This window comes from Pseudomonas sp. MAG733B (genome assembly GCF_036884845.1).
GTDB lineage: Bacteria > Pseudomonadota > Gammaproteobacteria > Pseudomonadales > Pseudomonadaceae > Aquipseudomonas.
In genome coordinates this window covers 5,325,173-5,336,850 of the sequence record NZ_CP145732.1, presented here as the reverse complement: position 1 = coordinate 5,336,850, position 11,678 = coordinate 5,325,173, and the positions used below count along the sequence as shown (strand labels likewise).

General features: G+C 58.6%; 9 protein-coding genes. 1 reads left to right on the top strand and 8 read right to left on the bottom strand.

Features of this window, described 5'->3' with window-relative positions:
- Window positions 1-117 precede the first annotated feature (117 nt).
- From V6Z53_RS24310 to V6Z53_RS24290, 5 genes are all read right to left on the bottom strand, one after another.
- Window positions 118-2,265 carry a lipase family protein gene (locus V6Z53_RS24310; RefSeq protein ID WP_338582177.1) on the bottom strand — a complete coding sequence of 716 codons (2,148 nt, stop codon included), beginning with the start codon at window positions 2,263-2,265 and terminating at the stop codon, window positions 118-120.
- 12 nt (window positions 2,266-2,277) lie between these two features.
- Window positions 2,278-3,075: a hypothetical protein gene (locus tag V6Z53_RS24305; protein ID WP_338582176.1), complete on the bottom strand. Its 798-nt coding sequence runs from the start codon at window positions 3,073-3,075 to the stop codon at window positions 2,278-2,280.
- A 268-nt stretch (window positions 3,076-3,343) separates the two neighbouring features.
- Window positions 3,344-4,114 carry a hypothetical protein gene (locus tag V6Z53_RS24300; RefSeq protein ID WP_338582175.1) on the bottom strand — a complete coding sequence of 257 codons (771 nt, stop codon included), beginning with the start codon at window positions 4,112-4,114 and terminating at the stop codon, window positions 3,344-3,346.
- A complete protein-coding gene (locus V6Z53_RS24295) occupies window positions 4,114-4,953 on the bottom strand; it encodes a DUF4123 domain-containing protein (RefSeq protein WP_338582174.1) in 840 nt (279 codons plus the stop codon). The genes V6Z53_RS24300 and V6Z53_RS24295 overlap by 1 nt, the downstream gene beginning before the upstream one ends.
- On the bottom strand, window positions 4,950-7,001 hold the full coding sequence (locus tag V6Z53_RS24290; protein ID WP_338582173.1) for a type VI secretion system tip protein VgrG: 2,052 nt from the start codon (window positions 6,999-7,001) through the stop codon (window positions 4,950-4,952). Before V6Z53_RS24290 ends, V6Z53_RS24295 begins: the two co-directional genes overlap by 4 nt.
- A 296-nt stretch (window positions 7,002-7,297) precedes the next feature.
- Between V6Z53_RS24290 and V6Z53_RS24285 the strand changes: the two genes are divergently transcribed.
- On the top strand, window positions 7,298-8,110 hold the full coding sequence (locus V6Z53_RS24285; protein WP_338582172.1) for an alpha/beta fold hydrolase: 813 nt from the start codon (window positions 7,298-7,300) through the stop codon (window positions 8,108-8,110).
- Window positions 8,111-8,204: 94 nt separating this feature from the next.
- On the opposite strand, the gene dsbG is transcribed toward V6Z53_RS24285, so the two are convergent.
- Genes dsbG through dsbD form a run of 3 tightly spaced genes read right to left on the bottom strand, consistent with a single transcriptional unit; the run spans window position 8,205 to window position 11,538 of the window.
- Window positions 8,205-8,972, bottom strand: coding sequence for a thiol:disulfide interchange protein DsbG (gene dsbG, locus V6Z53_RS24280; protein WP_338582171.1), 768 nt, complete (start codon window positions 8,970-8,972; stop codon window positions 8,205-8,207).
- A complete protein-coding gene (locus tag V6Z53_RS24275) occupies window positions 8,948-9,802 on the bottom strand; it encodes a TlpA disulfide reductase family protein (RefSeq protein WP_338582170.1) in 855 nt (284 codons plus the stop codon). Before V6Z53_RS24275 ends, dsbG begins: the two co-directional genes overlap by 25 nt.
- A complete protein-coding gene (gene dsbD, locus V6Z53_RS24270; RefSeq protein ID WP_338582169.1) occupies window positions 9,802-11,538 on the bottom strand; it encodes a protein-disulfide reductase DsbD in 1,737 nt (578 codons plus the stop codon). Before dsbD ends, V6Z53_RS24275 begins: the two co-directional genes overlap by 1 nt.
- Window positions 11,539-11,678: the final 140 nt, after the last annotated feature.

The following is an 11,678-nucleotide window of genomic DNA, read 5'->3' as shown; positions in this document are numbered from 1 at the left end:
GCTCCCACAATGGTCTGTGGTGCACACATGATTTGTGATCACCACCAACCCCTGTGGGAGCCAGCCTGCTGGCGATGGCGTCAGATCGGGCGCAATCAATATTGAGTGTGCGGGAGGTTAGATAATCGAATCGATATCGAAGGTTTTCGCCGCCATCAAGCTATCGATGTGTCTTGGTCTGGGAGCCATGGCCAGTTGCTCGGCGGCCTGGTTTTGCGGGTGTGCCTGCCAGCGTGTCAGGCTCTGGGCCAGTTGTTCGGGTTGAGCGCACAGCGCGCCATAGACATCTTCCTGCTTGATGTACTGATAGCGCAGGTTCGCCAGTCGCGTGCGGGTGGTTTTGATCTTGTCGATTTCCTGCTCGAGGGCTGTGATGAAGTTTTCCTGGCTTCGCACGTAAGCATCCGGCCTGGCCAGCAAATCACGTCGCTTGTCGCGCAGATTTTCCGTGACGACGACCAGTGATCCTTCTACGAACTCAAACTCTCGGGGGGTGACCAGCGAACGGTTAGACTCCGATGCTTCTTGCCAACGGCGTAGCACGGCCCAGCACGCCGGGATGTAGGCGCCCATCATGAAGTGGTTCCCGACCTGGAATATCTGCGCCAGCAATGATGGACGGTTCGGCAGGCCGTTATGTTGCTGCAGCGCCAAGGTACACGCGGCATGCTGGTTTATGACGTCACAACCTGGTTCCCAGAGGATCGAGGACATTTCCCTACCGTTAAACTGCACGGGCATGAAGTGGCGCAAGGTGCCGTGGTGTTCATAAGGCTCGCCGCTCAAGTTGGTGATACCCGCAACGAATACCGATACGCCGAGCGGAACGTTGGTGAACGCCAGCGCAGCCCCGGCGCCGAACACATCGGCCTTGGTGTTCATCCAGGTGCCGGGCACGCTGGGCACCGGGTCGTTGTGGTTGACCATGCGGTGATGCACCAGCGGTTCAGCGCTTTTGACGAAGTTGGCGTCACCGGCGCGGGGGGCGCCGTAGGTGTAGAGCTGGAGGGTGTAACCCTCGGGATCGCGCCGCAGCATTTCAGATAGCAGTAACGTTATCGCGCCACCCAGGCTGTGGCCGCAAATCAGCAGTTTTTGACCAGCATAAAATTTATCGAGGTAGTTCACGACAAACTCATTAGCTTTTTGTGCGGCTTCATAAAAACCACGGTGCACCTTGCTATCGGTGCCCTCAAAAGGAACTTGGTATGCATCGGCATCGCGCAGGCCATCGGCTAGTTCTAAAGTGCCCTTCACGGCAATCAGGATCAGTTCGTCGTTGTGGGTGATGAAAGCCTGGGTGTCAGTGGCTCCTTTTTTGTCAACATCGTTGAGGAAATGGACCTTGGCCGGGTGCTCCTGATCATCTTCCAGCTCGGGATTGTTGACGTCATAGAGAGCCGGGTCGAACGGCACTATTTCCAGACGCTTTGAATACGGCACATCTTCATACAGCGGGTAGTAAGGTTTGGCTTGCTTCGACTCGATCCGCCACACTTCATCGAACGTGGCCAAGGCTTCACCAAACCAATTCCCCACGCTCGGTTGCAGCGGAAAGCTCACGGTGCTTTCTCTTACGGGTGTTTCTTTAGGCTCTTGACCAAAAGGGCAGTAACTCAAGGTGGCCATCAAAGCGAGTTGGTAGAGGTTCAGCGCGCAGAACTCGGGGCCGGTCGACAGCATCGGGCGCAAGGCCCGCAGCGGCCGCACTTCCAGCACGGTGTGCTGTTGCGGTAGCAGGGCAAGACCGAGCTTGCCGTGCTCGCCCATGATTTTTGTCCGTCCCAGGCCATCCGGGCGACTGAGCTCTGGAGGTAAATGCGAAACATGCTCGACCAGATGACGCACTTCCACCTGGAGGAACTCATCGGCGCAGGGTTGGGCGGGGTTTTCCATGGTGCGGGTTGCGTCTGGGTTCAGATAGCGGGTCCGCTCGGCGCGTACCTGGAGTTCGGTGATTTTCAGGGGGTAGTGGGGTCTTGTCTGTAAGTCTTTATACAGCTGTTCTGTACCTTCGTACGTTTCATGGAAAACCAGCGCAATCGGGCCTGCAAAATGGTTGGTGACTGTTCCCGTGCCCGTGATATCGAGATAGCCGCTGTACTTCTGACCCTCCGAATCGATCACCGTATAAACCAGTCCGGCATAGGGTTCGCCAGAACCAGACTCGTCGACCAGTTGAAAGCTGCTCCACTTGCCTTGTACCGGGCATGACAGCACTCTGCTGCCCAAACCGGATGACAACTCTTTATCCATTGACGTCATGTCCAAATCTCCTTATTCCGTGCAGCCGGGGTAAATGGTGCAGACGCGGCCATCCGGCATCTTGAAGTGGCTGAAATCCGTGTAATTGCCATTGCAATAAGCGCGTTGGTCCTCAAAACCTTTGCCCATGCAGCGCTTCCAGCCCCCGGGCACTTTGACCCAGGTGTCTCCCCAGCCAGGCCGTTCTTCCTTGGCCAACGTAATCTTCATTTTCACGACCTTGCCCGGCAGTTGATCGAGGGTGTACGCCGAGAACGGACGACCCTTTCCCAGCTCGCCTTGCTCATTGGTTTTTTTGCAGTCGAGGATTTTTCTGAGGATGCGGGGCTTGCCCGAGGTGCGAAACCACCATTGGCACTCGCCAAAAAATGTACTTTCACCCGAGTCGCTGAAAGTGCGCTGGTACTGCTCCTCCAACTCATCCCGAAAGGCAACATTGGCGCTGTCCGCGCTAAACTCTCTGCGGGTTTTGCCATAGCTCGCATTGATATCCAGCTCAATGCGCCGGATCACCAAGGGACAGCCATTGCGCGTGCGGCGGATGGTGATTTCGGCATCCGGCTGGTATTGCGTTCGCCATTCGCGATTGAACGTGGGCGCTATGTTGTCGCGGTTTTTAACGGTGCAGGTTTCACCCTTGGCGGGCACGTAGTAGACCGTTGCGACGTAAGCGAAACCAGGCGGCAAGTCCGCCGTGAAAGTGAAGGTATTCGGTTGGCTAGCGCAGCCGGCGGTCAGCGCGAAACAACCACTCAGGATTGTCGTGCGCAAGGCAGAGGTGAATCGCAAGTGTGGGTTAGCGTCGAACATCCCTTGTTCCTTGTCCGGTGACGTGGCACAGGCTCCGGGACCCGGATGTGAAAGACCTTCCATGGCCAGATCACAACACGACGTGTCGGAGTCGGTTTCCGTGCAACGCTAACAAGAGCGTCAATGAATTGATGTCAGACGCTTCCTAAATTGCAGGTTGTACTCGGATGGTATCGTCGGAGTTCCACTCGAAGTGGGCATGACTGCACTCTGCTGCCCAAACCTGATGACAACTCTTTATCCATTGACGTCATGTACAAATCTCCTTTTATTCCATGCAGCCTGGGTAAATGGTGCATTGGCGTCCATCGGGCATTCGAAAGCCGCTGAAGTCTTTGTAATTGCCGTAGCAAAACGCGTACTGGTCTTCGAAGTTGTCGCCCATGCATCGCTTCCAGCCGTCAGGCACCTTGACCCAGGTATCGCCAATGGCGGGCCGTTCCTCTTTAGCCAGCGTGATCTTCATTTTCACGACCTTGCCCGGCAGTTGATCGAGGGTGTACGCCGAGAACGGACGACCCTTTCCCAGCTCGCCTTGCGCATTGGTTTTTTTGCAGTCGAGGATTTTGACAATGCGCCGCGAGGCCCCCGCGGTGCGGAACCACCATTGGCACTCGCCGAAAAACATACTTTCACCCGAGTCGCTGAAAGTGCGCTGGTACTGCTCCTCCAACTCATACCGAACGGCGACGTTGGCGCTGTCGCCGCCAAAATCTCCCCGGGTTTTGCCGTAGGAGGCATTGATTTCCAACTCAATGCGCCTGATTACCAAAGGGCAGCCGCTGACAGTTCTGTACAAGGCAATTTCGGCTGTAGATACGTAGGACTCACGCCATTTCAAGTTATACCCAACCTCAGTGTTCCTCCCGCCGGGTACCGTGCAGGTTTCACCTTTGGCTGGCACATATACGGCAATGGCCTGATACGCGAAACCAGGCGGCAAGTCCGCCGTGAAAGTGAAGGTATTCGGCTGGCTGGCGCAGCCGACGACCAACACGATGCAGCCACCCAGGCTCGCGGCTTGCCAAACACCGTTCATCACGGCATCACCCCCCGTAGTGCGTACACCCGCTCAAAATGTTCAGCCGGCGTTTCCCCGGCACGCACCTGCCAATGCGCTGCGAGGGTGTAGGCCGGTGCCTGCAGACTCTGGACCAGCAGAAACTCCAATTGCTGTGGCTCATGCCAGCCCCATGCATCCGCTTGCGACAGCCGATCGCGCAGCCAGACGTCGGGGTCGTGCCGTTCGGCGAGGTCGGCGTAGGCTTTTACATGCTCGGCCAGCAGGTAGCGATGGGCATTGATCCGCAGAATTTCGTTCGCCTGTGAAGGGTGAGCCGGTGTATGCAACCACAGGGGTTCGCAGGGCACGGGATAACTGCCGGGGGCAGGGTTGTTGGCAGTTTTCCAGTCTGCGCCATCCCAGTAGCAGACACTGACCGCCGGCCCGAGGTAGGCCGGACAAGTCTCGGCGGATAATTGTTCGAGGGCTCGGGCCAACACCCGATTGTCGTGAAAGCGATACAGCGCCTGGTGCGGGCGTGTACCAATGAGCAACCGTTCATGCCAGTGTTTGATCAGTTTGGGCAGGTCACCTTTTTGCAGGCTGACCAGCCACCCCCAGTCGCGCTGCGGATGCTTGAACAGTTGATCGATGCGACCGTCGCCGGGCTGGTCGAGGGTGAAGATGAACGGTCCGGCATCCGCCAGATCAGCGATGTCAGTGCCCTCGTAGACACTCACGTATTGCTCGAATTGGCTGGAGCTCAATAGCAACTGGCGAGTGTCGCGTTCATTTTCCGAGTCCAGTATCAAACACAACGAATGACCAGAACGTTGCTGGTCAGCCATCCAGCGGCGGGGAAACGAGTCAGTCATGCGACGGCTCCATTGGGCAGGCAGATACCTTCGCGACAGGCTTCACAAATCGGGCAAAAGTCCGAAGCCATCATCTTGCTGGCCGTCATCAATGCGCTTTGGCTGGGTGCTAACAGGGGAGGCAGTTGCGGTGGCGCTGACAGCGCGTCAACCAGTCCGGGTGCCGATATGGCTGAGCCCGGCACCGGAGCACCACCGATCTGTATATCGCTGCTGCTGAAAATACCGCCAAGGCCCATCACGATGTGCTGGCCTCCGATCCGCAAACTGATGCTGGTGCCCGCCTCAAGAACCAGATGCTGACCCGCCCTGATGCAAACCTGTTCACCCGCATCGATGACCAGCGATTGATCGACGCGGGTGTGGCTGTTGCTGGCGATGTGTACTTTGCGATCTCCTCTGACGGTGCGGTGCTCTTCAGCCTCCAGCACCGTAACGCTGTTGCCCTTGACCGTTTCCCGACGCTCATTGCCCACTTCGAGGCGGCTGTCGTTTTCGATCTTCTGTTCCATGTCGCGTTGGGCGCGCAGGTAGATCAACTCCCGGCCGACGCGATCCTCCAGATGCAGTTCGTTGAAGCCTGTGCTGTTCGGCGAACTGCGGGATCGAAATACACTGCGGGTCTTGTGTTCCGGCAGTTCGTAGGCCGGCGGGTTGATGCTGTTGATCAGGCAGCCGCTGATCACGGGATGGTCGGGGTCACCCTCCAGAAAACTGACGAGCACTTCCATACCCACTCTTGGCAGGGTGACGCTGCCATGAGCATTGCCGGCTGAACTGGAGGCCACCCGCAACCAGCAACTGCTTTTATCGTCATGCCGGCCTTGGCGATCCCAGTGAAACTGCACCTTGACCCGACCGTATTGGTCGCAATAAATCTCCTCGCCTTTGGGACCGGTGACCGTGGCGGACTGACTGCCGAGCATTCGCGGTTTTTCGTGGCGCAGGGGCGGGCGGTAAAAAACGTCCCAGGGCGTGGCGAGAAAGCGGTTGCGATAACCCTGAACAAAGTCATTTGCCCGGCCGGTTGTATCGTGGTCAGCGTTTTCTTCGAGTACGCCGGGTTGTCGGCCTTCGTGGCTGATGCTTGTCAGTAGCCACAGATCATTCAATTCGCTGATCGGATGGTCGGATAGCTGCAGAAAATAACCGGCAACCAGGGCCGGTTGATCGCTTTCTCCCTCGGCCAGACGGTGATCGGCGCGGTGGCGCTCCAAGGCTCGTTGACTCAGCAGTTTGCCGCGCCCGCCCTGGGTGAAACGGCCCGGGTAAACATAATCTTCAAGATTCGGCTCAGCATAGCCGGGCTCGGCTCGGTACTCGGATTCCAGCAATCTGCTGGCTTTTTTAAAGTCGTAATCGCGGTGTGTGGTGCGACTGGTTCGGGCGACCATTTGCAGCTTGAATTGTTTGATGACCGGCTCTTCGGCAACCATGCCGCTGTCTTGTCGATACGGCGTCATGCCTTCAATCCGGGGGAATACTGCCTGACTGTCGCCAAATACCAGCAGATGCTTTTCACGGCTATGACAGAAGTGATAATGCAGGCCTTCCTCTTCGCAGAGGCGCTGGATGAAGTGCAAATCCGACTCCCGGTATTGCACGCAGTACTCGCGAGGAGGATATGCCGAGACCAGATGAAACACGTGAAACTCACGGTGCAGGCCGTGATCCTCCAGTACTTGCGCAATGATCTGCGGGACGGTCAGTTGTTGAAAAATGCGCTGGTTGGTTCGGTGCGCCAGATTGGTCAGCTGAGGTACCAGCGTCAGGCTGTAACGAGTCAGGCGTTTGCCGCCATCGCCACGGGCGACGCGATTGACTTGGCCGTGAATGCCATTTCCATTGCCATGCTCGTTGAAGGCCAGGAAAGCCTGTTTATGCAGCAGGTTTTCCAGGTCCAGATCGGGCCGTTCGCTAACCAGTTCGATCTCGAAGGCGTAGGGTTCACTGATGTACTCGTTGCCTGTGAACGCCAGGACCTGAAAGTCGTGTTCATAGTCAGTGATGGTGAGGGTGAAACGGGTATCGGGGCGCGTATTGAACATTCATGACTCCTTGTCCTGCAACGTGGCACTGACTCCAAGGCGTAGTTCCAGCCTGTGCAAAAAAGTCTTCCTTGACCTGATTACACGCAATCGCCCTGAAGTCCGGTTCAGTGCAACGCTATCAAGGCTGCCGATGAATTGATGTCAGACGCTTCCCAAATGCTGTTACAAATCACCAACGAAAAACCGCGTCCCAGTGCGTCGCATCAAGGCCAAAGGCTGAAACGTTTGGATGATTGACGGCCGTTGGCGCACGGCTCAGTCTTGGCATTTCATTTTTGGCGAGTAGACAGTCAATGCCCTTCGCAACGATAGATGGACAATCCCTCCACTACATCGACCAAGGCAGCGGCCCGGCCGTCCTGCTGGCCGGCAGTTACCTGTGGGACCAGGCCATGTGGGCGCCACAGATTGCCGCGTTGTCGCAGCAGTACCGGGTGATCGCCCTGGACTTGTGGGGCCACGGTGAATCCGGGCCGTTGCCCGCAGGCACGACTTCGCTGGACGATGTGGCGCGTCAGGCATTGGCGCTGCTCGATCATCTGGATGTCGATCGCGTCACATTGGTCGGACTGTCGGTCGGCGGCATGTGGGGCGTGCGTCTGGCGTTGTCGGCACCGCAGCGGCTCAACGGGTTGGTGCTGATGGACACCTACGTCGGCGTCGAACCGGAGCCAACCCGCCAGTACTATTTCTCGTTGTTCGACATGATTGAGCAAACCGGTGTGATCGCGCCGCAATTGCTGGACATCGTGGTGCCGATTTTCTTCCGGCCGGGCATCGATCCGCAGTCGGCGCTGTATCAGGACTTCCGCGCCAAACTGGCTGCATTACCACCGGAGCGCTTGCGCGAAAGCATCGTGCCGATGGGGCGGATTACCTTTGGACGGGATGATCTGTTGCCGCGATTGGGCGAGTTGGATGCGGCGAACACGCTGGTGTTGTGCGGCGATCAGGACAAGCCGCGGCCACCATCGGAGGCCCATGAAATGGCGGAGTTGATCGGTTGCGAGTGCGTGCTGGTGCCGGAGGCGGGGCATATTTCCAATCTGGAGAATCCGGGGTTTGTCACTGCCGAACTGCTGAGGTTTTTAGCCGAGAGAAATTAATCGAACCTGCCGACGCCATCGCGAGCAAGCTCGCTCCCACAGGTAATCGCATATCCCTGGGGGAGCGAGCTTGCTCGTGATGAGGTCAATGAAATCACTTCGGCCCGAGAATCTTCGCCAACTTGTCCGGCGAAGGCGCGCCTTGCTGCTGTTGCAGCTCACCCTTGCTGTCCATATAGAAAATCGCCGGGGTGGCTTGCAACTCAAGGTCTTCCATCAACTGCATGTTGGCTGCGAGTTTCGCCTGGATCGCTGGCGGCACATCTTTCAAGGCCTTGAGCGAGCTGCCCTTGCCGGCCGCTTCGTGGTCTTGCAGGGCTTTCTGCGGATCCTTGGCGGCGAGCAGGGCAGCGGACTTGCCGGGGCTGTCTTCGCGGATGATGCCGACCATGATGTGGCGCAGTTGCACCTTGCCGGCCTTGACCCATGGCCGCGCCTGCTCCCAGAACATGTTGCAGTAAGGGCAGTTCGGATCGCTGAACATGTAGACGATGCGCGGTGCATCCTTGTTGCCGTCGGCGATCCAGTTGCTCGCTTCCATCTTGGCCCAGACTTCCTTGGCCATCGGCGCGTACACCAGTTTTTGCAACGGCGCGCTGCTTAGGTCGTTGCCTTCGGCATCGTACAGACTACCCAGCAGCACGTGCTTGCCGTCCGGCGTCAGGTACAGCGCCATGCCACGGTTCTGGTATTGCGCCGCGTAACCGCGCAAACCATCCGGGGCGTCGAATTGACCGACGATCTTCGCGCCTTTGGCTTCGATCTTCTTGATCGCCTCGGGCAACTCTTCGGCCTGCACCGATGGCAGGTGCAGCAGGGCGGCACCCAGGCTCAGGGTCAGCAGGTGGCGGAGGCGGGGCATGGCAGTTTCCTTGAAGAGGTGGCAGGTACGTTGTCGAAATTTTCCAGGGCGCGGGCCAGGCTGGCTTGCGACAGTTCGCCCAGATGGCTGCCCAGCAGGCGACCGTCGGGGCTATAGAACAGCGTAGTCGGCAATGCCATGGAACCGACGGCCTGGCCCAAACGACCACCGCCGTCGAACAGCACGTTGGACAGGCTCAGGCCCTGGGTTTCCAGAAACGTGGCGACGCTTTGCATGCTTTCGGCCTGATTGACGAACAGGAAGGTCAGGTCGGGACGTTGTTGTTGGGCGTTTTCCAGCACCGGCATTTCCCGGCGACACGGCGGACACCAAGTGGCCCACAGATTGATCACCAGCGGGCCGCCTTTGTAGTCGGCCAGTTGCACGGTTTCACCGGCCGCATTGCGCAGGGTGATTTCCGGCAGGCGCGTGCCTTGCTCATAAATACTCAGTGAGAACGTTGCCAGCAGCCAGAACGCCAGGCCGCTGGCCACGCCAAAGCCCAGCGGACGACGCAGACCCGGGCGGCGCCAGCCGCGGTACACGGTGGCGAGCACCAGCGCGATCACCCCCGGCCAGGCGAGGAAACCGCCGTCGCGCAGGTCGATGACCTGCCAGGGATCACTGCGATAGTGGCTCCAGTAAACGGCGACGAAACCGATCCGCGCCGCGAGCATGCCGATCAGGAACAGGCTGAACAGCACCGACTCGGGGTTCTCGCCCCCGCGCTTGGCCACCCGCCAACCGACGAACGTCGCCAGTGCCAATGCACTGATCAGCAGCAGATGGTTAAGCGCGATGGCAAAGGTGCCGAGGGTAAAAGTCAGCATTAACGGGCGTCTCGGGTGGTGGTCCAGCGTTGCAGGAACGTGTCGGCATCGACCTCACCGGTGATGCGCTGGCTGCGGCGCTCGACGCCGTCGGCACCGATCCACAACAGGCTCGGTGGCCCCGGCACTTTGTAACGGCCGAGCAGTTCACGGCTGGCGGCATTGTCGGCGGTGACGTCCAGTCGGAGCAAGCGCACATCGCTCAAGGCTTCGAGCACTTTGGTTTTGCCGAACACCTGTTTTTCCATGACTTTGCATGACACGCACCAGTCGGCGTAGTAGTCCAGCAACACCCACTGGCCCTGCGCTTGTGCTGCATCGAGTTCCCGTTGCAGTGCTTGCGGGTCCTTGATGGTGGTGAAGGCGTCGTGACCGACCGGGACAGCCGCAACCGCCGTGTTTGACGCGCGGTAAACCTGCAACGGCTTGAACAGATCATCACTACCGCCCGCCGCGCCGATCATCAACAGACTGCCCCACAAACCGAGCAGCAACGACGTGGCACCGAACAGATGCGCCACGCGACCAAAACCGTCCGATTGCTTCCAGGCGCTGTAGGCCGCGATCAGCAGCAACGCGCCGCACAAGCCGATCCACAATGATTCATCCAGCACCGGACGCAGCATCAGCAACGCGGTGGCGAGGAACAGGAAACCGAAAATACCTTTGACCAGGTTCATCCAGGCGCCAGGTTTGGGCATGAAGCGATTGCCGACGGTCACCAGCAACAGCAGCGGCACACCGATGCCGATGCCCATGGCGAACAGGATCAGCCCGCCATGCAACGCGTTACCACTCTGCGCGATGTAGAGCAGGGCGCCGGCCAGCGGTGCGGTCATGCACGGACCGACCAGCAGACCGGACAAGGCGCCCAGCACACCGGCACCGATCAGGCTGCCGCCGCGCTGATTGCGCGAGACGTTTTCCAGGCGATCACGCACGGCCACCGGCAATTGCAACTCGAAGAAGCCGAACATCGGCAACGCCAGCAGCACGAAAACTGCGGCGAAGCTGCCCAGCAGCCAAGGGTTTTGCAACCAGGCTTGCAGGTTCGCCCCCAGGGAAGCCGCCAACACGCCCATCGCCGCATACACCAGCGCCATGCTCACCACGTAACTGCCGGCCAGCGCCAAACCGCGTTTGGGCGAAGCACCGCTGCCAACAATCAATCCGGCCAGAATCGGCAACATCGGCAACGAGCAAGGTGTGAAGGCCAGCAACAGGCCAAGACCGAAGAACACCAACAAGCTCCAGCCCAGCGCACGTTGTTGCAGGTTGCTGGCCAGGGCTTGGTCGGGCGCTTCATTCGTCGTGCCGGCCGCAGTGGCGCTGCCCAGATCTACGACTTTGGTTTGCGGTGGATAACACAAACCGGCGTCGGCACAGCCCTGATAACTCACGTTGACCTTACCGCTGGCACCGGCGGGAATCTTCAGTTCCAGGCCTTGACGATAAACCTGCTGTTCACCGAAAAACTCGTCGCTGTGGGATTCGCCTTCCGGCAATGCCGGATGCTGATCGGCAGGCAAACCGTCGAATTTCAGCCGTTTCTGATACAGGTAATAGCCGTCGGCAATCTGCCAAAAGAGCTGGGTTTCACCGGATTCCAGGCGTTCGGAGGTGAATACGAACGCTTTGTCGACGGGCAGAAAATCGGGTTTGGTCTCGAACGGATTGCTTCCGGCCTGGGTCAGGCTGGAGAACAGCAGGGCGACGAGTAGAAACAGCTGACGCATGGAAAAGCCTTATCCTTTGCAAGTGAGCTGCACAATGGGCGGCGGCGATTAACCGATGATTAACCGTGGCGGCCTTGTTGCAGTGGCGCTTGCGGCATAATGTCCGCTTAATCGGTCAGCGGCCTAATCAGCATTATTTA